Annotated in this window: 25 protein-coding genes; 13 read left to right on the top strand and 12 right to left on the bottom strand. The window is 72.1% G+C overall.

Translation table 11 applies throughout. From position 1 onward, the window contains the following. Window positions 1-74: 74 nt before the first annotated feature. Window positions 75-2,663 carry a bifunctional FO biosynthesis protein CofGH gene (locus ACZ3TI_RS33080; protein ID WP_465732811.1) on the bottom strand — a complete coding sequence of 863 codons (2,589 nt, stop codon included), beginning with the start codon at window positions 2,661-2,663 and terminating at the stop codon, window positions 75-77. 181 nt (window positions 2,664-2,844) lie between these two features. Here ACZ3TI_RS33080 and ACZ3TI_RS33075 point away from each other — a divergent pair, with 181 nt between their 5' ends. Genes ACZ3TI_RS33075 through ACZ3TI_RS33065 form a run of 3 tightly spaced genes read left to right on the top strand, consistent with a single transcriptional unit; the run spans window position 2,845 to window position 6,025 of the window. Continuing rightward, window positions 2,845-4,062, top strand: coding sequence for a LolA family protein (locus ACZ3TI_RS33075; RefSeq protein WP_465732809.1), 1,218 nt, complete (start codon window positions 2,845-2,847; stop codon window positions 4,060-4,062). 3 nt (window positions 4,063-4,065) lie between these two features. Beyond that, on the top strand, window positions 4,066-5,160 hold the full coding sequence (locus ACZ3TI_RS33070; RefSeq protein ID WP_465732807.1) for an ABC transporter ATP-binding protein: 1,095 nt from the start codon (window positions 4,066-4,068) through the stop codon (window positions 5,158-5,160). Further along, on the top strand, window positions 5,147-6,025 hold the full coding sequence (locus ACZ3TI_RS33065; RefSeq protein WP_465732805.1) for an ABC transporter permease: 879 nt from the start codon (window positions 5,147-5,149) through the stop codon (window positions 6,023-6,025). Before ACZ3TI_RS33070 ends, ACZ3TI_RS33065 begins: the two co-directional genes overlap by 14 nt. Here the strand turns inward: ACZ3TI_RS33065 and rarD are convergent. Next, complete coding sequence (gene rarD, locus ACZ3TI_RS33060) at window positions 6,015-6,995, bottom strand: EamA family transporter RarD (protein ID WP_465732803.1); 981 nt, start codon at window positions 6,993-6,995, stop codon at window positions 6,015-6,017. The genes ACZ3TI_RS33065 and rarD overlap by 11 nt on opposite strands. 122 nt (window positions 6,996-7,117) lie before the next feature. Beyond that, complete coding sequence (locus tag ACZ3TI_RS33055; protein ID WP_465732801.1) at window positions 7,118-7,966, bottom strand: SDR family oxidoreductase; 849 nt, start codon at window positions 7,964-7,966, stop codon at window positions 7,118-7,120. 96 nt (window positions 7,967-8,062) lie between these two features. Here ACZ3TI_RS33055 and ACZ3TI_RS33050 point away from each other — a divergent pair, with 96 nt between their 5' ends. Beyond that, on the top strand, window positions 8,063-8,464 hold the full coding sequence (locus ACZ3TI_RS33050; protein WP_465732799.1) for a winged helix-turn-helix transcriptional regulator: 402 nt from the start codon (window positions 8,063-8,065) through the stop codon (window positions 8,462-8,464). A gap of 47 nt (window positions 8,465-8,511) precedes the next feature. Here the strand turns inward: ACZ3TI_RS33050 and ACZ3TI_RS33045 are convergent, their stop codons facing one another. Continuing rightward, window positions 8,512-9,279 carry a TetR/AcrR family transcriptional regulator gene (locus ACZ3TI_RS33045; RefSeq protein ID WP_465732797.1) on the bottom strand — a complete coding sequence of 256 codons (768 nt, stop codon included), beginning with the start codon at window positions 9,277-9,279 and terminating at the stop codon, window positions 8,512-8,514. A gap of 61 nt (window positions 9,280-9,340) precedes the next feature. On the opposite strand from ACZ3TI_RS33045, the gene ACZ3TI_RS33040 reads away from it, so the two are divergent. Then, a complete protein-coding gene (locus ACZ3TI_RS33040) occupies window positions 9,341-9,535 on the top strand; it encodes a DUF6011 domain-containing protein (RefSeq protein ID WP_465732795.1) in 195 nt (64 codons plus the stop codon). A gap of 295 nt (window positions 9,536-9,830) precedes the next feature. On the opposite strand, the gene ACZ3TI_RS33035 is transcribed toward ACZ3TI_RS33040, so the two are convergent. Further along, entirely contained in the window at window positions 9,831-10,367 is a 537-nt protein-coding gene (locus tag ACZ3TI_RS33035) for a hypothetical protein (protein WP_465732793.1), read from the bottom strand. Between the two features lie 502 nt (window positions 10,368-10,869). On the opposite strand from ACZ3TI_RS33035, the gene ACZ3TI_RS33030 reads away from it, so the two are divergent. Continuing rightward, entirely contained in the window at window positions 10,870-11,544 is a 675-nt protein-coding gene (locus ACZ3TI_RS33030) for a DUF6215 domain-containing protein (RefSeq protein WP_465732791.1), read from the top strand. Between the two features lie 111 nt (window positions 11,545-11,655). Beyond that, window positions 11,656-12,327, top strand: a complete 672-nt coding sequence (locus ACZ3TI_RS33025) for a DsbA family oxidoreductase (RefSeq protein ID WP_465732789.1) — start codon at window positions 11,656-11,658, stop codon at window positions 12,325-12,327. Between the two features lie 60 nt (window positions 12,328-12,387). On the opposite strand, the gene ACZ3TI_RS33020 is transcribed toward ACZ3TI_RS33025, so the two are convergent. Then, complete coding sequence (locus ACZ3TI_RS33020) at window positions 12,388-12,642, bottom strand: hypothetical protein (RefSeq protein ID WP_465732787.1); 255 nt, start codon at window positions 12,640-12,642, stop codon at window positions 12,388-12,390. Window positions 12,643-12,776: 134 nt separating this feature from the next. Here ACZ3TI_RS33020 and ACZ3TI_RS33015 point away from each other — a divergent pair, with 134 nt between their 5' ends. Together ACZ3TI_RS33015 and ACZ3TI_RS33010 are read left to right on the top strand one after the other, a co-directional pair. Beyond that, window positions 12,777-13,583, top strand: coding sequence for an alpha/beta fold hydrolase (locus ACZ3TI_RS33015; RefSeq protein WP_465732785.1), 807 nt, complete (start codon window positions 12,777-12,779; stop codon window positions 13,581-13,583). Between the two features lie 113 nt (window positions 13,584-13,696). Then, a complete protein-coding gene (locus ACZ3TI_RS33010; RefSeq protein WP_465732966.1) occupies window positions 13,697-13,879 on the top strand; it encodes a hypothetical protein in 183 nt (60 codons plus the stop codon). Here the strand turns inward: ACZ3TI_RS33010 and ACZ3TI_RS33005 are convergent. Next, window positions 13,863-14,402, bottom strand: coding sequence for a GNAT family N-acetyltransferase (locus tag ACZ3TI_RS33005; protein ID WP_465732783.1), 540 nt, complete (start codon window positions 14,400-14,402; stop codon window positions 13,863-13,865). The two genes, ACZ3TI_RS33010 and ACZ3TI_RS33005, sit on opposite strands and share 17 nt — an antisense overlap. Before the next feature lie 78 nt (window positions 14,403-14,480). Continuing rightward, window positions 14,481-14,927, bottom strand: coding sequence for a hypothetical protein (locus tag ACZ3TI_RS33000; RefSeq protein ID WP_465732781.1), 447 nt, complete (start codon window positions 14,925-14,927; stop codon window positions 14,481-14,483). Window positions 14,928-15,190: 263 nt separating this feature from the next. Here ACZ3TI_RS33000 and ACZ3TI_RS32995 point away from each other — a divergent pair, with 263 nt between their 5' ends. Both ACZ3TI_RS32995 and ACZ3TI_RS32990 read left to right on the top strand, forming a co-directional pair. Further along, the gene (locus ACZ3TI_RS32995) at window positions 15,191-15,763 is read left to right on the top strand and encodes an RNA polymerase sigma factor (protein WP_465732779.1); all 573 of its coding nucleotides are present in this window, start codon (window positions 15,191-15,193) and stop codon (window positions 15,761-15,763) included. Further along, window positions 15,744-16,112 carry a hypothetical protein gene (locus tag ACZ3TI_RS32990; RefSeq protein WP_465732777.1) on the top strand — a complete coding sequence of 123 codons (369 nt, stop codon included), beginning with the start codon at window positions 15,744-15,746 and terminating at the stop codon, window positions 16,110-16,112. The genes ACZ3TI_RS32995 and ACZ3TI_RS32990 overlap by 20 nt, the downstream gene beginning before the upstream one ends. 130 nt (window positions 16,113-16,242) lie before the next feature. Here the strand turns inward: ACZ3TI_RS32990 and ACZ3TI_RS32985 are convergent, their stop codons facing one another. Genes ACZ3TI_RS32985 through ACZ3TI_RS32970 form a run of 4 tightly spaced genes read right to left on the bottom strand, consistent with a single transcriptional unit; the run spans window position 16,243 to window position 17,283 of the window. Further along, window positions 16,243-16,539, bottom strand: a complete 297-nt coding sequence (locus ACZ3TI_RS32985) for a hypothetical protein (protein ID WP_465732775.1) — start codon at window positions 16,537-16,539, stop codon at window positions 16,243-16,245. Beyond that, window positions 16,536-16,658 (bottom strand): hypothetical protein, encoded by a 123-nt coding sequence (locus tag ACZ3TI_RS32980; protein ID WP_465732774.1) that lies wholly within the window; start codon window positions 16,656-16,658, stop codon window positions 16,536-16,538. The genes ACZ3TI_RS32985 and ACZ3TI_RS32980 overlap by 4 nt, the downstream gene beginning before the upstream one ends. Further along, window positions 16,646-16,933 (bottom strand): hypothetical protein, encoded by a 288-nt coding sequence (locus ACZ3TI_RS32975; protein WP_465732773.1) that lies wholly within the window; start codon window positions 16,931-16,933, stop codon window positions 16,646-16,648. Before ACZ3TI_RS32975 ends, ACZ3TI_RS32980 begins: the two co-directional genes overlap by 13 nt. Continuing rightward, window positions 16,930-17,283 carry an ATP-binding protein gene (locus ACZ3TI_RS32970; protein ID WP_465732771.1) on the bottom strand — a complete coding sequence of 118 codons (354 nt, stop codon included), beginning with the start codon at window positions 17,281-17,283 and terminating at the stop codon, window positions 16,930-16,932. Before ACZ3TI_RS32970 ends, ACZ3TI_RS32975 begins: the two co-directional genes overlap by 4 nt. A gap of 244 nt (window positions 17,284-17,527) precedes the next feature. Between ACZ3TI_RS32970 and ACZ3TI_RS32965 the strand changes: the two genes are divergently transcribed. Both ACZ3TI_RS32965 and ACZ3TI_RS32960 read left to right on the top strand, forming a co-directional pair. Continuing rightward, on the top strand, window positions 17,528-18,415 hold the full coding sequence (locus ACZ3TI_RS32965) for a helix-turn-helix domain-containing protein (RefSeq protein ID WP_465732769.1): 888 nt from the start codon (window positions 17,528-17,530) through the stop codon (window positions 18,413-18,415). An 11-nt stretch (window positions 18,416-18,426) separates the two neighbouring features. Beyond that, entirely contained in the window at window positions 18,427-18,627 is a 201-nt protein-coding gene (locus ACZ3TI_RS32960; protein WP_465732767.1) for a DUF397 domain-containing protein, read from the top strand. The last annotated feature ends 165 nt before the right edge of the window (window positions 18,628-18,792 follow it).

Here is an 18,792-nt window from a genome sequence, read left to right as displayed (position 1 = left end):
CTGTATTCGAAGGCCTGAACGCGTCAACGGATTCCCTCGAACTTCAGTCCACCGCCCCATGGGGCCGCCCGCGCTCAGTCCAGCACCGGCAGCAGCTCCGGCAGGTGCCCGTCCGAGGCCAGCGCCGCGGCCTGCCGCTCCGCCGGGACCTCGCCGTAGGTGGTGGTGCGCTGGCGGTGCGGACGGCCCGCGGCCTCGGCGATCGCCTGCAGGTCGCGCACCGACTTGTAGCTCCCGTACGCCGAGCCGGCCATCCGCGAGATGGTCTCCTCCATCAGCGTGCCGCCCAGGTCGTTCGCGCCGGAGCGGAGCATCTCGGCCGCGCCCTCGGCGCCCAGCTTGACCCAGCTGGTCTGGATGTTGGGGATGTGCGGGTGCAGCAGCAGCCGGGCCATCGCGACCACCGCGCGGTTGTCCCGGGCGGTCGGGCCGGGGCGGGAGATGCCGGCCAGGTAGACCGGGGCGTTGGTGTGGATGAACGGCAGGGTGACGAACTCGGTGAAACCGCCCGTCCGTTGCTGGATCCCGGCGAGCAGCCGCAGGTGTCCGAGCCAGTGCCTCGGGGTGTCCACGTGCCCGTACATCATCGTGGACGAGGAGCGGATGCCCAGTTCGTGCGCGGTGGTGACCACCTCCACCCAGGTCGCGGCCGGCAGCTTGCCCTTGGTGAGCACCCAGCGGACCTCGTCGTCCAGGATCTCGGCGGCCGTGCCCGGGATGGTGTCCAGGCCCGACTCCTTGGCCCGCTGCAGCCAGTCGCGGATGGAAAGCCCCGTCCTGGTCGCGCCGTTGACCACCTCCATCGGGGAGAAGGCGTGCACGTGGATGCCAGGCACCCGCTCCTTCACCGCGCGGGCGATGTCGAAGTAGGCGGTGCCGGGCAGGTCCGGGTGGATGCCGCCCTGCATGCAGACCTCGGTGGCACCCACCTCCCAGGCCTGTGCGGCCCGGTCGGCGACCTGCTCCAGGGAGAGCGTGTAGGCGTCCGCGTCGGTGCGGCGCTGGGCGAAGGCGCAGAAGCGGCAGCCGGTGTAGCAGACGTTGGTGAAGTTGATGTTCCGGGTGACGCAGTAGGTGACCTCGTCCCCGACCGCGTCGCGTCGCACGTCGTCGGCGATCCGGCAGAGCGCGTCCAGGGCCGGACCGTCGGCGTGGAAGAGGGCCAGCGCCTGGTCGTCGGTCAGCTTCACCGGGTCCTCGGCGGCCACCGCCAGGGCCTGCCGCAGGTCCCCGGCGAGGCGCTCGGGCGCGCCCTTGGCGAGCACCTGCTCGCGCAGCACCTCCCAGTCGCCGTACACGTCCTCGAAGTCGGCCCGGCGGTCGCCGGTGCGGCCCTCGGTGTCGATGGCGGTGTGCAGGTCGGTCCGCCCGTACGACTCCGGCAGGTCCTCGGGCTCCTGCCAGGGCAGGCCGCGGACCACCGCGTCCGGGTTCGCCAGGCCGGTCCGCGGGTCGGACAGGGCGCGCACGTGCGGCAGCACCCGCGGGTCCAGCCAGGGCTCGCCGCGGCGCACGTACTCGGGGTAGACGGCGAGGCGCTCGCGCAGCTCGAAGCCGGCCGCAGCGGAGCGCTCGGCGAGTCGCTCGATCTGCGGCCAGGGCATCTCGGGGTTGACGTGGTCCGGGGTGACCGGGGAGACCCCGCCCCAGTCGTCGATGCCGGCCGCGATCAGCCGCTCGTACTCGCCGTCCACCAGGTTCGGCGGGGCCTGCAGGCAGGCGTTCGGGCCCAGCAGGTGGCGGGCCACCGCGACGGTGGCGACCAGCTCGTCCAGTTCGGCGTCCGGCATGCCGCGCATCGCCGTGTCCGGCTTGGCGCGGAAGTTCTGCAGGATCAGCTCCTGGATGCCGTGGTAGGCGCGGGAGACCTTGCGCAGTGCGAACAGCGACTCGGCGCGCTCCCGATAGGTCTCGCCGATGCCGATGAGCAGGCCGCTGGTGAAGGGGACGGAGCTGCGGCCGGCGTCCTCCAGCACCCGGAGGCGGACGGCCGGCTCCTTGTCCGGCGAGCCGTGGTGCGGGCCGCCGGGCTCGCTCCACAGCCGGGTGGCGGTGGTCTCCAGCATCATGCCCATCGAGGCGGAGACCGGCTTGAGCCGCTGGAAGTCCGTCCAGCTCAGCACCCCGGGGTTGAGGTGCGGCAGCAGGCCGGTCTCCTCCAGGATGCGGATCGACATCGCCCGGACGTACGCGATGGTGTCGTCGTAGCCGTGCGCGTCCAGCCACTCGCGGGCCTCGGGCCAGCGGTCCTCGGGCTTGTCGCCGAGGGTGATCAGGGCTTCCTTGCAGCCGAGTTCGGCTCCGCGGCGGGCCACCTCCAGCACCTCGTCGGGGGACATGAACATCCCCTGCCCGGCCCGGCGCAGCTTGCCGGGGACGGTGGCGAAGGTGCAGTAGTGGCACTTGTCGCGGCAGAGCCGGGTGAGCGGGATGAAGACGCTCTTGGAGTACGTGATGACCCCCGGGCGGCCCGCCGCTTCGAGGCCTGCGTCGCGCACCCGGGCGGCGCCGGCGCAGAGGTCCCGCAGGTCCTCGCCCCTGGCCTGGAGCAGCACGGCGGCCTCGGTGACGTCGAGGGCGACACCGTCCCGGGCGCGGCGCAGGGCGCGGCGCATCGCGTTCGCGGTCGGGGGGGTGCTTGCGTCCATGGCGGTTCCGTCCATGGCGCGACCCTACGCCAGCGGTGGTACCCGGGGACGACGAACCCTGAGGCCGTCTCAGGGTCGGCATACCCACGTAGGCCAATCCGATCTGCCCCTGAAGGGCGATGACGGCGGCAGTTCGGCGTCCTCTAATGGAGGGGCAGGACCAAGCACACGTGTTCGCAGAGGAGTTGAGTACGCCATGACCAATGAGACGGCGACCGGGGACGAGCTGGACGGCGGTGTTCCGTACCGATCGCGGCGGCGCGTCATGGTGCGCGCCGGGGTGCCGCTGGCGGTGGCGGCGGCGATCGCCGCAGGGGTCGGGCTGGTGCCCGCGCTCGCCGCCGACTCCCCGCCCGACCTGCCAGCGCTGACGGCGGAGCAGGTGGTGGCCAAGGTGCTCGGCTCCGAGGCCCAGGCCCTGTCCGGGACGGTCTCCGTCACCACCGACCTCGGCCTGCCCAGCCAGTTGCTGGGCGCGGCGGGCGGGATCGGCGCGGCCGCGTCCGGGCACGGCGGCCGCGGCGGGGACGGCGCGTCGGCGGACCCGCAGGCCAAGCTGCTCGGCCTGCTCGGCGGCGACAGGACGCTGCGGATCGCGGTGGACGGCCCGGACCACCAGCGGGTGGACCTGATGGAGAACATGGCCGGCTACACCCTCGTCCGCAACGGCGACCAGGCCTGGGCCTGGGACAGCTCGACCAACAGCGCGGTGCACCTGACCGGCCGGGCCGGCGACAAGCACCCCGAGGTGCCGCTGTCCCAGCTGCCGGCCACCCCGCAGGAGGCCGCCCGGCAGGTCCTGGCCGCGAGCGCCGGCACCACCTCGGTCACCGTGGCCGGGACGGCCAACGTGGCCGGGCAGAAGGCCTACCAGCTGAGCGTGAAGCCGACCCAGAGCGGCTCGACGCTCGCCGAGGTCCGGATCGCGGTGGCCGCCGACAACGGGGTGCCGCTCGCGGTGGCGGTGAAGTCCACCGACGGCACCACCGTGCTGGACGTCCGCTTCACCGACGTCTCCTTCGCCAAGCCGGCCGCCAAGACCTTCGACTTCACCGTGCCCAAGGGCGCCAAGGTGACGGAGCAGAAGGCGGACGAGGCGGCGGGTCGGGGCAAGGCGGCGGCGGGCCGCGACGCCAAGGCGCACGAGGGCCTGAACGTGATCGGCGAGGGCTGGACGGCCGTGTTCGCCTCGCAGCTGCCCAGCGGCCCGGTCGAGCCGCCGAAGGGCGACGGCAAGCACGCCGGCCGCGGCGCGGTGAACCCGCAGGGGCTGATCAAGTCCCTCGGCAAGCCGGTCGACGGCGGCACCCTGATCGGCACCAAGGTCGTCAACGTCCTGCTCACCGACGACGGCCGGGTCTTCGCCGGCGCGGTGACCCTGCCGGTCCTGCAGCACGCCGCCGGGGTGAACTGACGGATGACCGAGACTCCCGTAACGGGGGACGTTACGGAGTCGGCCGGGGGTCCGGGCGCCGAGCCGCGCCCGGCCCCCGCTCCCGTTCCGCCCGCCTCCCCTGCCTTCCCTACCTCCCCCACCTCCCCCACCTCCCCCGCCTTCCCCGCCTCCGGATCCGACGACGTGATCAGGACCCGCGGCCTGACCAAGCGCTTCCGCGGCGGCCAGCTCGCCGTGGACGGCCTGGACCTGGCCGTGCCGCGCGGTTCCGTCTTCGGCTTCCTGGGCCCGAACGGCTCCGGCAAGACGACGACCATCCGGATGCTGATGGGCCTGATCGCCCCCACCTCCGGCGCGGCCACCGTCCTCGGCGAGTCGATGCCGCAGTCCGTCGCCACCGTGCTGCCCCGGGTGGGCGCGCTGATCGAGGGCCCGGCGCTGTACGGCTTCCTCTCCGGCCGGGACAACCTGGTCCGGTTCGATGCCGCCGACCCGACCGCCGACCCGCGCACCCGGGCGCGGCGGGTGGACACCGCGCTGGAGCGGGTCGGCCTGAGCGCGGCGGCCGGCAAGAAGGCCCGCGCGTACTCCCTCGGCATGAAGCAGCGCCTGGGCCTCGCCTCCGCGCTGCTCCAGCCGCGCGAGCTCCTGGTGCTGGACGAGCCGACCAACGGGCTGGACCCGCAGGGCATGCGGGAGATCCGGGCGCTGGTCCGGGAGGTCGCGGCGGAGGGCACCACGGTGTTCCTCTCCTCCCACCTGCTGGACGAGATCGAGCAGGTCTGCACCCACGCGGCGGTGATGTCCCGCGGCCGGCTGGTGGTGCAGGGCACCGTCGCCGAGCTGGCCGCCCGGGCACAGGGCCGGCTGGTGGTCCGCACCCCGGACGTGGCGCAGGCCGCCGAGGTGCTGGCGGCCCACCAGGTCACCGCCCTGGTGCCCGGCGAGGACCGGGTGGACGGCGAGTTGGGCGGGCGGGGCGACGAGGCGCTGCCCAAGCTGTGCGCGGCGCTGGTCGAGGCCGGGGTGCGGGTGCACGGCTTCGGGCTGGTGCGGGGCACGTTGGAGGACGCCTTCGTGGCACTGACCGGGGAGGGCTTCGATGTCGCGGGCTGAGGCACTGCCGGTGCGTACGGGCAGGCGGCCGCAGACGACGGCCGGGTTCCTGGCGCTGTTCCGCAACGAGCTGCACCTGACCTTCCGCCGGATGCGCACCAGGGTGCTGCTGGGGATCCTGGCGGTGCTGCCGGTCCTGATCGGTGTGGTGGTCAAGCTCAACACGGGCAGTCCGCACGAGGGCGGCGGTGGTGGTCCGAGCTTCATCGCGCAGACCACCCAGAACGGGCTGTTCCTGGTCTTCACCGCGCTGGCGGTCGCGCTGCCGGTCTTCCTGCCGATGACGGTCGGCGTGGTCGCCGGGGACTCGGTGGCGGGCGAGGCGGCCGCCGGGACGCTGCGCTACCTGCTGGTCGCCCCGGCCGGGCGGACCAGGCTGCTGGCCGCCAAGTTCACCGCCGGGCTGGTGTTCTGCCTGGCCGCGACGGCGGCGGTCGCGGTGGCGGCGCTGGCCGCCGGCGCCGCGCTGTTCCCGCTCGGCGAGGTCACGCTGATCTCCGGGGACACCATCGGCCTCTCCGACGCGCTGCTGCGCGCGGTGCTGGTGGCCGCGGTGGTCGCCGCGTCGCTGGCCGGACTGGTGGCGATCGGGCTGTTCGTCTCCACGCTCACCGGCAGCGGCATCGCGGCGATGGCCGCCACCGTCGGGCTGGTGGTCACCGTCCAGATCCTGGACGCCTTCCCGCAGCTGGACGCGATCAGGCCGATCCTGTTCACGCACTACTGGCTCAGCTTCGCGGACCTGCTGCGCGAGCCGATGTACTGGGACGGCGTGCTGAAGGACCTCGGCCTGCAGGCCGCCTACGTGGCCGTGTTCGGCGCGGCGGCCTGGTCGCGCTTCACCAGCCGGGACATCAGCGCGTGACGGCTGCCTCGGCGGCCGTCCCCGCCGGTGCGGGCTGCGGCACGGCCGCGGCCCGCACCGCGCGGTCGGCCCGGACCTGGCGCAGCGCGTCCCAGGTGAGCACCGCGAGCGCGGCCCAGACCAGGCCGAAGCCGGCCCAGCGGGCGGGCGGCATCGACTCGTGGAAGACGGCGACGCCGATCAGGAACTGGAACACCGGCGCCAGGTACTGCAGCAGCCCGAGCACGGTCAGCGGCACCCGGACGGCTGCCGCGCCGAAGAACAGCAGCGGGATCGCGGTGATCACCCCGCTGAGCATCAGCAGCCCGGAGTGCCCCCAGCCGTACGAGCCGGCCACCGTGTGCCCGAAGGTGCCGCGCCCGCTGACCTCCAGGTAGACCAGGTAGCCGAGGGCGAACGGGAACATGAAGGTGCTCTCCGCCGCCAGGCTCTCCACGCCGCTCAGCCCGACCTTCTTCTTCAGCAGGCCGTAGGTGGCGAAGGAGAGCGCCAGGGTCAGCGCGATCCACGGCAGCCGCCCGTACGCGACGGTCAGCACCGCGACGGCGAGCGCGCCGATGCCCACCGCCGTCCACTGCGCGACGCGCAGCCGCTCCTTGAGCACCAGGACGCCGAAGGCGATGGTGACCAGGGGGTTGATGAAGTAGCCGAGGCTGGTCTCGACCACGTGACCGGCGTTGACGCCCCAGATGTAGACGCCCCAGTTGACCGAGATCACGGCGGCGGCGCCGGCCAGCATCGCGAGCCGGCGGGGCTGGCGCAGCAGCGGGCGTATCCAGCCCCAGTGCCGCTGGACGACCAGCAGCAGGACCACCGCGAGCAGGGACCAGACCATCCGGTTGGCCAGGATGTCGTCGGCGGCGCCCGGCTCCAGCAGCGGCCAGAACAGGGGGAAGAGTCCCCAGATGCCGTAGGCCGCGACGCCGTACCAGAGCCCCCGGCCGTTGTCCTGCTGATCTGTCTGTGGCATGGCCGAGTGCCCTCCCGCGCGCGTGTGGTCCAGGCGACCGTAGCTGGCGGGAGGGCGGGCTGTCATCTCCGTTTCCGGATTTTGGTCATGACATTGCTTGAATGCTGGACTTCCGGGTCGTTTCAGGAGCCCAGCGCGGCACGGACGGACTCCGCCAGCGGGAGGGTCGGGCGCCCAATCAGGCGGGCGAGGTCGCCCGGGGTGGCGGCCAGCTCGCCGCGGGCGATGCCGGCGTCCACGTCCACGAACACCTCGGCGAAGCCCTCCGGCATCCCGGCGCCCACCAGCGCCTCGCGGTGCTCGGCCGGGGAGAGGTCCCGGTACGCGACCGGCTCGCCCGAGGCCTGCGCCAGCTCGGCGGCCAGCTCGGGCAGGCTCCAGGCGGCGTCGCCGCTCAGCTCGTAGACCCGGTTCTCGTGCCCCTCTCCAGTCAGGACCGCGACCGCCGCGTCGGCGTAGTCCCGGCGCGGAGCGGTCGCCACCCGGCCCTCCCCGGCACTGCCCAGCACCACGCCGCGTTCCAGCGTGCCGGACACGTCGCCGAGGTAGTTCTCGGTGTACCAGCCGTTGCGCAGCAGCGCGTACGGCAGTCCGGAGGCGAGCAGCAGCTCCTCGGTCGCCTTGTGCTCGTCGCCCAGGCCGAAGGTCGCCGTGCCCAGGATGCTGGTGTACGCGAGCAGCGCCGCCCCGGCGGCCCGGGCCGCGTCGATCACCGCACCGTGCTGGGACACCCGGCTGCCGAACTCGTTCCCGGAGATGAGCAGCACCCGGTCGCCGGCCGCGAAGGCTCCGGCGAGCGTCTCGGGCCGGCCGTAGTCCGCCTCGTGGACCCGCACCCCCTGCTTCGCCCACTCCTCGGCCTTGGCGGCGGAGCGGACCACGACCGCGATCTCGTTCGCCGGGACGGCGGCCAGCAGGCCCTCCACGACGAGTCGGCCGAGCTGGCCGGTGGCACCGGTGACGACGTACATGCTTCTGCTCCCTGCGGATGGCTCGATCGGTTCGCAACTCACCCTAGGGACGGCACTAACTTTCGGATAGTACGCACTTCAAAGTACGGTACTGGCATGGAGGTAATCGAAGAGGAGCGGTCACTGCTCGACCGGGTGCCCGACGTCTACGACCGGATGTGCCCGTCCCGGGGCGTGCTGGAGCACGTGACCAGCCGGTGGGGGGTGCTGGTGCTGGTCGCCCTGAGCGAGCGCGGCTACCGCTTCAGCGAACTGCGCCGCCGGGTCTCCGGGGTCAGCGAGAAGATGCTCGCGCAGACCCTGCAGAACCTGGAGCGGGACGGATTCGTGCTACGCGTGGCCCATCCGGTGATCCCGCCCCGGGTCGACTACAGCCTCACCCCGCTCGGGCTGGAGGTGGCCGAGCACGTGTCGGCCCTCGCCCACTGGGTGGAGTCCCGGATGTGCGCCGTCGCCGACGCGCGGGAGCAGTACGACGGGCGGGCCGGCACCGGGTGAGCCGGGCTGCCGGCGGGTGAGCCGGGCTACCCGGCGCGCGATGAGGGCTACCGGCCGGCGATGAGGGCTTCCAGCCCGTCCAGGACGCGGGCCAGGCCGAAGGCGTAGGCGTGGTCCGGGCTGTACGCGCCGCCGTGCGCCTCCCCGGCGGCGGCGCCGACGCGGGCGGCCACCGGGTAGCGCTCGGGGTCGAAGACCCGGGCGAGCAGCTCGGCGTTGGCGGCCCACCACTGCTCGTCGGTCATCGCGCTGTCCTGCTGGGCGGCACGCTCGTCGGCGGCCATCCGGGCGCAGGTCTGGACGAAGCCGAGCAGGTGGGTCAGCGCGGCGTCCAGCTCGACGTCGGGCAGGCCGGTGCCCTCGAAGGCGCGCAGCTCGTACTCGTACTTGGCCATCAGGCCGGGCCCGAGCGGCGGGCGGCTGGTGGAGACGGCGGCGACCCAGGGGTGGGCGCGGTGCAGCGCGCGGTTGTCGTCCGCGACGGCGGTGACCCGGGCGCGCCAGCCGTCGTCGGCGGGGGTGCTGCGGGGCATCGTCGCGTAGACGGTGTCCAGCATCAGGTCGAGCAGCTCGGCCTTGCCGGGCACGTAGGTGTAGAGCGCCATCGGGGAGACCCCGAGCTCCTGGGCGACCCGGCGCATGGTGACGGCGTCCACGCCCTCGGCGTCGGCGAGGGCGATCGCGGCGGCGGCGATCTCACCCGTCGAGCGTGCCTGCCGGGGTCCGCGCCGGCCGGGCTTCTCCTCGGCGGTGAGCCCCCAGAGCAGGGCGAGGGTGCGCGCCGGGTCTCCTGCGCTGCTGCGGTCGGTGGCCATGGGGGCCATCGTTTCACGCATCGACGGGAACCCTCCCGGCCCGGCCCGTTACCGTCTCCCCATGACCAGCCCTGAGCCGCTCCCCGGTACGGACAGCGCGCAGACCCTCCGTCCCCGGGTGACCTGCCGCCGCTGCCACCGGCCGCTGCACGACCCGGAGTCGCGGATGCTGCGGCTGGGGCCGGAGTGCCGCGATCCGGCGGAGCGCGTCGCCCGGTTCGAGGTCGACCAGGACCCGCTGCCGGGCGTCGGGTAGCGGGCCCCGGCCGGCGGGGGTGTCAGCCCCGGCCGAGGAAGGCGTCCGAGGAACCAGGGCGCTGCGGCCGGGGGGGCCGGTTCGGACTCGGGCGTCGGCTCCGGCTCCGCGGCCTCTTCGGGCTCGGACGTCGGCTCGGGCGTCGGGTCGGGCGTCGGCTCGGACTCGAGGTCGGGCTCGGGGTCCGGGGTCTCGGCGGCGTCCTCGGCGCGGATGGCCGCCCGCGCCAGGTCGCGGTCGGCGGGCGACATCCAGGGGGCGGCGAGCACCAGGCGGCACACCGAGCGCAGGATCGTCACCACGCGCACCCGCCGGGCGTCGACGCAGTAGTGCAGCCGCCGCCGGAGCTGCGCGGCGATGTCGGCGCGCAGCTCGGGTGCGTCCAGCCGATCGCGACCAGCGCGAAGCCGGCCGCCTCGGCGACCCAGTCCTCCGGCCCGAGGAGCAGGTCGAGCAGCACCCGGCGGCGCTCCGACTCCTCCCACGGCTGGTCGGTGCGGTGGTGGGCGATGCCGAGGCAGGCGAAGGCCTGGACGGCGCGCACCCACAGCTCGGGCTGGTGGGCGAGCAGGGCCCGGCCGAGTTCGTCCTCGCGCGGCAGCGGCGGGTGGACCAGCACGCCGAGCAGGTCCTCGAGCGGCAGCCCGGCGAGGCGGACGGCCTCGTCGTACGCGGCCGGGACGGTCGGCCAGACGATTCCGACGATGGCGCGGACGAGTTCGGCGCTCTCCGGCGCGGGCGGGGCGACGGCCGGCCTGGGGTCGGTGCCCTCCCAGGCCCAGACCCGGGTGGTGGTCGCGGTCAGCGGCCGCCGCAGGTCGGGTTCGTCCACGGACTGGTAGGCGACGGTGCAGCCGCGGTCCGACTTCCCACTCCCCCGGTCCCTACCCGCCCCGCCACCCGGCCCGAGCGGGCCCGACAGCGAGGACGACCCGTGGGCGACCGGCCCGTGAGTCACGGAGCTGGACAACGCCGCCCGGGACGCGCTGGCCGGGGTGCCCGACGAGCGGCTGCCGGAGGTCGTCCGGCAGTGGGCGCTGGCGGAGGAGTGGGACGGCGCCCCGATCCGTCCGATTTCCTGCCGTTGGCCGAGGAGTTGATGTGCCTTGCCCGCCGGGCGCGCGCGGCGGGTGAGCAGCTGTACTGCTGGATCTGCCTGTAGCTCTTGCGCCTCGACCAGCTCCTGCGTCTCACCTGCCGATCGGGGTGGCGCCGTCATGGCGACGACGCCAGGAGCTGGGGTGCGCGCCAGATCAAGTCCGCCGCTACGATCGCCCCGGCCCACGGGGTCCTCGGGTGTTCGGGGACGGGCTTCGCGAACGGGGGATCCACGGATGGAAACCGACACGGCCGACACCGCCGACACCGCCGACAAGGACGCCGGCAAGGGCGACGGCCGGGTGGGCCTCCAGCTGGCGGCCGCGGTGGCGCTGGTCGCCGGTGTCGTCGCCGGCCTGTGGGGGCTGGGCTTCCTCGACAACCCCCCGAAGCCCGCCGACAAGCCGGCCCAGTGCGCCGCCCCCGGTCCCACGGACCCGCCGGGGTACCCCGCACTGTGCGCCGCGGTCAACCGGCCCGACCTCCCCGCCCTGTTGGGCACGCCCGAGGACCACGTCACCACCGCCCACCCGGCACCGCTCGCCGTCGGCAAGGACCCGATGGTGGAGATCCGGCTCCTCCACACCGCCCTGGCCTTCACGGACAGCTCCACCACGGTCGAGGACATGATCGGCATGCCGCAGTTCTTCGCCAAGCCCACCACCGTCCTCGGCCATCCCGCCGTGACCTACTCGTCCAATGCGATGGTCCTGGTCCCCGGCGGGAAGGTCGGCCCCGTCACCCGGAACCTTGTCGTCGCCCAGGATCCCCAGGCCCCGGCCGGCCGCGCCTTCGAGATCGCCGTCTTCCGCGAGGACGGCCGGGCCCCCGACGACGCGACGATGAACCGCCTCGCAGAAACGGTTCTGCCCACCCTCCCGGGCTGGATCGCCGCACCGGTCCACCCCTGAATATTTCTCGTCCTGAAATATTCAGGTGGCCGAATGCGTTGACCTGGGACGTCGCTGCGGGAGAGGCCTGCGCGACGGACCCCAGTGTCCCCGTGGAAGGAGAGCAGCGCCGTGCGCGTCGAGATCTGGAGTGACATCAACTGCCCGTGGTGCTACATCGGCAAGGCACGGTTCGAGCGGGCGCTGGAGCGGTTCGAGCACCGCGAGGAGATCGAGGTCGTGCACCGCTCCTTCGAGCTGGACCCGCGCGCGCCGCAGGAGGCCCGTCCGGTCGTGCCGCTGCTCGCCGCCAAGTACGGGATGAGCCTGGAGCAGGCCGAGGCAGCGGAGGCCCGGATCGCCGAGAACGCCGGCGGGGAGGGGCTGCCGTACCTGAGCGAGGGACGCGACGCGGCGAACTCCTTCGACATGCACCGTCTGCTGCACTTCGCCAAGGAGCACGGTCGACAGGGGCGGCTGCTGGACGCCCTCTACCGCGCCAACTTCGCCGAGGAGAGCTCGGCGTTCGCGGCGGCCCGACTGGTCGAGCTGGCCGTCGAGGTCGGGCTGGACGGCGAGGCGGCGGCGGCCGTGCTCGCCGATCCGGAGGCCTACGCGGAGGCGGTCCGCGAGGACGAGGCGACGGCGAGCGCGATGGGGGCGACGGGCGTGCCGTTCTTCGTCCTGGACCGGCGGCTGGGCGTCTCGGGCGCGCAGCCTGCAGAAACGTTCACCCGCGCCCTGGAGCAGGCCTGGGAGAGCCGGGTCGCGCTGCCCCTGACCCCGCTCGCCGCCCAGGAGTAGCGGGCGCGCGGAGCAGGAAGTCGGACGGGCCGACTTCCTGCGCAGGGGGGTGCGGGACGGTCAGCGGTCGAGGGAGACGAGGAACTCCGGCCGCAGGTACCAGGGGCTGCCGTCCTCGGTCTGGACGTAGTACACGGGCCCCACGCGCCCGCCGTCGAGGTCGTCGGCCCTGATGACGCACTCGAGGACTACGCCCCGGGTGCCCAGAATCTCCGCGCCCAGGTGACCGAGTTCGGGTCGGGGCGGAACCGGGGTGGTCAGTGCCACCCGCTCGCCGTGGGCGAAGGTGGCTTCGTCGGGCCAGGAAGTCGTCACAGCGGAAGGTTACGGGGCGGGTCCACGGCGTCTGCGTCCCGGCCACGGCCCGGCAGGGGCTGCCGATCCGCCTCGGCAGCACGGGATTTCGGCGATCCGCCGGTGCGGTATCCGCCGACGGGTACGTTGTGCGTATGACTGAGCTCCTCGCAGCATCTGATGACGGTCGCCGCATCAGCGCTCTCGACGGCGGATCCGGGCCGAACCTGCTGGTGGTCCACCCAGGCGGCGGGGATGCGACGACCTGGGACGGCGTCACCCACCACCTTGCCGACGACTTCCGCGTCGTCAGGATCCGCCGACGGATCTACGTTCCCGACGCAGACATCGCACTGCCGCACTCGATGGCCACCGAGGCAGCCGACATCGTCGCCATCGCGGATCTCCTGGAGTCCCCTGTCCTTCTCGTGGGGCATTCCTCGGGCGCCGTCGCCGCACTGGAAGCCGCACTGCTGGAGCCGTCGGCGTTCGCCGGGCTATTCCTCTACGAACCGCCGCTGCCCACCAGGGAATTGATCGCCGGCACGGCGGGAGCACGTGCCCGCGCCGCACTCGACAGCGGCGACCCGGTCGAGGCGATGCGCATACACATGCGGGACATCGTCCGCATGCCCGCGAACGTGGTCGACGCCATGTTCGCCGACCAGCGCGTGCGAACGGCGTTCTCCGCGTACGCAGCGGCACAGATCGCAGACGACGAGGCGATCGACGCACTCGGCATCGGCATCGATCGCTTCGCGACGCTCGAAACACCGACAACCCTGGTCGAGGGCGATCGCAGCCCCGCTCACCTGCGCGAACGCCTGGCCGATCTGGCGGCGATCCTGCCGAACGCGCGGACCATCACGCTCACCGGCCAGGGACATATCGCCCATCTCGCCGCTCCTGACACCCTGGCCGCATCCATCCGGGACATGGCGGGACGGGTTCTCCACCCATGACCGGCGAAAATCGCGCGCCCCTGCCCATGGCACCAACGACACTGACGCCATGGCCGGTTCTGCACTGCCTCAACTGCCTCAACCGCTTCGATCGCGTGCCCTGAGGCCCGGAGATCTCGTCGTCATCCGTCCTCGGCGAGCGGGACATCCCAGTCCTGGGCAACGTCGAGTTCGGGCACGCCGGCCCGAACCTGCCGCTGCCGGTCGGCATCGCGCCGGCCTCGACGCGCAGCAGCGCACGGTGTCGGGCGGGTACTCCCCAGCGGTTTCGGCGCAAGCTCAACCGGACGACGTGACCGGGGGCCGTATGCCGAGCCACTGCTCGGCGCCCCAGGCCTCGAACCGCTCCACCTCGGTGAACCCCAGCTTCGCCGCGAGACGCATCGAGCCGGCGTTGGCGGTCTGGGTGGTGAGCACCACCGGCTCGCCGGAAAGCGCGCCGGCGAGCCAGCCAAGTGCCGCCGTGCACGCCTCGGCGGCGTACCCGAACCCCCACGCCCGCGGCAGGAACAGGTAGCCGAGATCGACCTTCCCCACGGCAGCAGGGCGACGGTCCCCGGTTGCTCTCCTGAGCAGGACCTGGCCGATCATCGACCCGTCGAGATCGACGACGAAGCTCCCGGGCCACCGCTCGGGTGCGCCGGACATCTCGCGCTCGAGCTCGTCACGCGGCCGGGGGCCGCCGAGGTAGGTGTGCACCTCTGGCGAGGCGAGCAGCTCGATGAACGCCGCATGGTCCCGGGTCTCGGGCCCACGGAGCACGAGCCTCTCGGTCCTGATCGGCTCAGGCGGCCAAGCCACGGGTCCCAGATCTTCCATCCGCGCACGCTAACAGGTGGTCAACCCCGTCGAACGGGAAACGTTTGGCTCCACCTGGATCCGAGCCCCAAACAGTCCCTAGTCGTAGAAGAACTGACGGAGGTCCTCGACCGTGCCCGGGCCGAAAAGGAAGCTCTCGGCCTGGACGACCGCCCGGTTCGGTGGCGGGCCGTCGACGGGGAACCGCCGTAGCCAGTCCTCGCCCTGCTCACCCACCGCGTGGATGGCGGAGAGGAGTTGGGCCATGCCGGCAGGTCGGGGCGGGGTCACGCCGTCGACGGGCACCAGGTCCCAGCCGCCGGTCCGGGCGGCGCGCCGGATCGTGTCCGCCCAGCCGGCGATGCGGGAGAGCCGGACGGGCCAGGGGATGTCGGTGGACAGGTCCAGGTGCGCCGGGGTCGAGGCGGCGATGTCGTCCATCGCCTGGCGTTCGACGGGGGTGCGGGTCCAGCGACCCTCCTGGTGGTCCTCGATGGCGGCGTCCCACCACTCCCAGGCGTGGTGGACGCGGCGGTCGTTGATCACGGTCGCACCGTAGTCCCTGGCGCCGGGCGGGTGAAGGCCGGTCCCCGCAAGGGGCCGTTCCGCGCCGAGGGTCCCTCGGGGCACGCTTCCGGTGGCACCGGGCGCGGGCTGAATCCTTTCGCGCGCCTCGTGCCTCTTATGGCTGTACCGACAAACGTCGGTCCATGACCTGGAGGTTGTCGTGATCGTTGGTATCGGGGTCGCTGTCGGCGCGATGCTGCTCTGCACGTGCATGCTCGTCCTGAAGCGCAAGCGAGGTGGGCGTGGCTGACTCGGCCTGGCCCGGCGAACAGCTGATCGTCGCCGCGCAGCGCGGTGAGGTCGATGCGATCGCGGCGCTGGTATCGGGCTCACACCCGAACGTGCAGCGCTTCGCCCACTCCCTCTGCGCGACCCCGCAGGACGCCGAGGATGCGGCGCAGGAAGCCTTGATCATCCTGTACCGCAAGATCGGGATGCTGCGGGCCACCGGCGCACTGGCGTCGTGGATGTTCAGGATCGTCCGCAACGAGTGTCTGCGGCGCGCACGGACGATGACGCGGGACTCCCCCGTGGTTCCAGACGCCCTCGTCGACTCGGCCGAGGACGAGGTACTGCGGCGCCTGGACGCGGGCACGGTGGCGGCGGCGGTCGCCGCCCTGCCAACCGACCAGCGCCGGGTGCTGATCATGCGAGACATCCAGGGCCACAGCGGACGGGCGGTCGCCGATGCGCTGGGCCTCAGTACGGCGGCGATGAAGTCGCGTCTGCACCGAGCCCGCGCAACGGTCCGGCACACGCTCCGTACCGCACCCGACCCAGCCCTTGGAGGAAACGATGCCCCGAACGAAGGCTGACGGCCCCGGTCCCGGCCCCGACTTCGCGAGCGCGTCCCTGGCCCGGCACCTGTCGCGCGGCGCGGTGGGATTCGGCGCGCTGGTCGGCTCGGTGGCACTCATGCCGGTCATCGGGCCGGTCAGCCTGGTACTCCTGCCGGCCGGTCTGCTCGCGTTGCGCGGGTGCCCGATGTGCTGGGCCATCGGGCTGATGCAGACCATCTCCAGGGGCCGTCTGCAGCGCTCCTGCGAGGACGGCCAGTGCAAACTGACCGTCGCGGGCAAGGGACAGCAGCAGCACGGCGAATCGGCCGCCTCCGTCAGTCCGGCGACCGGAACGGCCCTCGTGCACACCGCGACCCACCGCTGACCGAGACCGGTCGGCTCCGTCTGGCGACCTCGACCCCACGGCCTCCGCCCGGCGTTGCGCTACGAATGCGCGGCACCGGGCGGAGGCGGTCCGGCTTGCCGTCGTCATCCGACTCCCCTTCGCCACCGCCTCAGTGGGAGCAGGGGTTGAGCCGGGTGGCAAGCCAGGGGGAGTTACGGCCGGCGGCCTCGCGGTAGGCGATCCGCTGGACGGCGAAGAGCAGGCGGTAGAGGTTGAGGGCCGTCTCGGAGTCGTCGGCGGCGAAGCCCAGGTCGTGGATGAAGGTTTCCAGGTCGGGCCAGTCGAAGTCGTCGGGGACGGGCGGGGTGACCGGGGAGGCGGAGAAGGTGTTGAAGGCGGCGGCGACGGCGTACTGGGCAGCGGCAAGGGCATTGGCGAGCGCGTCACGCGCGGGATCCGTCGTCATCGGGAGGGCTCCTCTTCATCGGGCCTTGCAACGTTGAGTGCGGTGATGACGCCCAGGACGACGGTGGCCATCGCCAGGGCGAGGAGGGCGAGGAAGGCGGCAGCGATCAGGAACCGCACGCGTACTCGTGGTCCCGGCCGCGGTTGCGGTCGCGGTCGCGGTCGCGGTCGGCTTCGAGGAGGAGGGTGAGGAGGTTGAGCAGGGTCGAGAGCGGCGCGGTGTTGAAGCAGATCAGGGGCCGGCCGTCCATGTTGCGGTCGGCGATGGCCGACGGGAAGAGGATGCCGAACTCCCTGCCGCGCTCACGGACTTCCGCCAGGAGCGCGCGGACGTGCTCGTCGCTGAAGGCCTTGATCCGGAGGTCGGTCGGCTGCATCGGCTGACGACGGTTCACGCGGCGGCCTCCAGCTCGAACCAGACAGCCTTGCCCTGCTTACGGAGGTCGGCGCCGAAACGGTGGGTGAGGGAGCGGACGAGGAAGAGGCCCCGGCCGGAGAGCGCGAGCGGGTCCGCGGGAGGACGGGGGTCGCCGGGGAGGACGGGGCTGTCGTCGCAGACCGAGACGCGGAGGCGCCGGGAGGAGAGGACGAGGGTGACGAGCGGAGCCGGACTACCCGCGTGACGCCAGGCGTTGACGAAGAGTTCGTGGAGGGCGAGTTCGGCGTCACCGATGAGGGAGGGCGGCCACCCGGCAGAGGTGAGGAGGTCGGAGAGCTCAGCCCGCGCGGTGGACGTTGCAGGCACGCATGAGACCCCCAGGAAAGGGAGAGAAGGGGTGATCGGCGGAGGGTCACCGTGAGCCAGGCCTGGTGAGGCTGCTCTGCGGCGCGAAAGCAGGCGCTGCTGACACTCCGTCATGTGATCGGTGCAACACTGAGAGTAGGGACATAGGTCACACGCATGCAACCTGATCGCCGAGATGCCTCGGCCGACTTGGCTAAGCTCACTCGTGTGGGTGGAGACTGGCCCAAGACGGAAGGAATCCCCCTTGGCACTCAGGACCCAAATCAGCGAGCGACAGCGGCGGTTCGGTGCTGAGCTGAGGAGGTTGCGCGAGGCGGTCAGCCTGTCGGTCAAGGATGCCGGTGCCCTCATCGGCATCGCCGGACCGCAACTCAGTCACATCGAGGCCGCACGGACCGGACTCGACCCGGAGCGTCTGACCGTCCTGCTTGGAGCCTATGGGTGCATGGATGGGACCTACACCAAGCTGCTGCACGATCTCGGAGCCAGCAGCGGCAAGGGCTGGTGGAGCGACTTCAAGGGAAAGGTTCCGGCTCTCGCCCTGGATCTCGCAGAAGCAGAAGACCGCTCCGAGGCCTTCGCCGTCTTCGACGCGCTGTACATCCCCGGAACGCTGCAGGTCCCGGGCTACGTTGAAGCGATCTACAAAGGTGCCTACAAGGATGGCCGTTGGGACACCGCCACGGCCATTGAGTTCCGTCTGCAACGTCAGCGCATCATGACCGACAGCAAGCAGCGGCAGTTTCGGTACGTGATTCATGAGGCCGCTCTTCGCATGCAGTTCGCTGGCAAGTCCGTGATGCGGGAGCAACTCCTCCATCTCGTAGACATGGCAGAACTCCCCAATGTCACGATCGAGATCTTGCCGTTCGACGCCTTGGGGAGGGCGCCCTACGCTGGCGCGTTCCTGATCTGCGATCCCGGGTGCACCGACCTCTCTACCATCATCCTGGACGGACCGAAGCGGGCGGTTCACCTTGGTGATCCAGACGACGTGGCGGCCTACCACCAGAAGTTCCAAGAGGCCAGGGATCTCGCGCTACCCGCCGTGGACACCAGCAAGCCTCGGCGTGACAGCTCACGCGATTCCTGGGGGCTCCTTCAACACATTCTCTACGAACTCCAGCACTGAAAGGCAACCCGATGTCCCACCTGGCCTGGCAGAAGTCATCCTTCAGCAACGCCGATGGCGGAAGCACCTGCGTTGAGCTTGCGGCCGGAGCCGACGACGTCCGCCACCTCCGGGAGTCCGATGACCCCTCCGTCATCGTCACGACCTCGACCGCCAAGCTCCGTGCCCTCATCCTCGGAGCCAAGGCCGGCGAGTTCGACCACCTCACCTGAGCTCATCCCTCCCCTGCCCGCTCGTCGGGAGCCTACGAGCGGGCAGGGTCGTATATATCGGGCCGCAAACGCGAAGAACCCCCAGCCCGGTTTCCCCGGCTGGGGGTTCTTCTGAAGAATTGTTCGGCGGCGTCCTACTCTCCCACAGGGTCCCCCCTGCAGTAC

The organism is Kitasatospora sp. NPDC023120, assembly GCF_055560835.1.
The sequence above is the reverse complement of the archived record's forward strand: the minus strand, read 5'-3'. Positions and strand labels throughout refer to the sequence as shown.

Excerpts from the sequence above, each read along its gene's own strand:
- ACZ3TI_RS33065 (WP_465732805.1), top strand. The coding sequence starts at position 5,147 with ATGTCGCGGGCTGAGGCACTGCCGGTGCGTACGGGCAGGCGGCCGCAG.
- ACZ3TI_RS32960 (WP_465732767.1), top strand. The coding sequence starts at position 18,427 with ATGTCCCACCTGGCCTGGCAGAAGTCATCCTTCAGCAACGCCGATGGC.
- ACZ3TI_RS33055 (WP_465732801.1), bottom strand. The coding sequence starts at position 7,966 with ATGTACGTCGTCACCGGTGCCACCGGCCAGCTCGGCCGACTCGTCGTG.
- ACZ3TI_RS33015 (WP_465732785.1), top strand. The coding sequence starts at position 12,777 with ATGACTGAGCTCCTCGCAGCATCTGATGACGGTCGCCGCATCAGCGCT.
- ACZ3TI_RS33030 (WP_465732791.1), top strand. The coding sequence starts at position 10,870 with ATGGAAACCGACACGGCCGACACCGCCGACACCGCCGACAAGGACGCC.
- ACZ3TI_RS33005 (WP_465732783.1), bottom strand. The coding sequence starts at position 14,402 with ATGGAAGATCTGGGACCCGTGGCTTGGCCGCCTGAGCCGATCAGGACC.
- ACZ3TI_RS33070 (WP_465732807.1), top strand. The coding sequence starts at position 4,066 with ATGACCGAGACTCCCGTAACGGGGGACGTTACGGAGTCGGCCGGGGGT.
- ACZ3TI_RS33040 (WP_465732795.1), top strand. The coding sequence starts at position 9,341 with ATGACCAGCCCTGAGCCGCTCCCCGGTACGGACAGCGCGCAGACCCTC.
- ACZ3TI_RS33050 (WP_465732799.1), top strand. The coding sequence starts at position 8,063 with ATGGAGGTAATCGAAGAGGAGCGGTCACTGCTCGACCGGGTGCCCGAC.
- ACZ3TI_RS32985 (WP_465732775.1), bottom strand. The coding sequence starts at position 16,539 with ATGACGACGGATCCCGCGCGTGACGCGCTCGCCAATGCCCTTGCCGCT.
- ACZ3TI_RS33075 (WP_465732809.1), top strand. The coding sequence starts at position 2,845 with ATGACCAATGAGACGGCGACCGGGGACGAGCTGGACGGCGGTGTTCCG.
- ACZ3TI_RS33080 (WP_465732811.1), bottom strand. The coding sequence starts at position 2,663 with ATGGACGGAACCGCCATGGACGCAAGCACCCCCCCGACCGCGAACGCG.
- ACZ3TI_RS32990 (WP_465732777.1), top strand. The coding sequence starts at position 15,744 with ATGCCCCGAACGAAGGCTGACGGCCCCGGTCCCGGCCCCGACTTCGCG.
- rarD (WP_465732803.1), bottom strand. The coding sequence starts at position 6,995 with ATGCCACAGACAGATCAGCAGGACAACGGCCGGGGGCTCTGGTACGGC.
- ACZ3TI_RS33045 (WP_465732797.1), bottom strand. The coding sequence starts at position 9,279 with ATGGCCACCGACCGCAGCAGCGCAGGAGACCCGGCGCGCACCCTCGCC.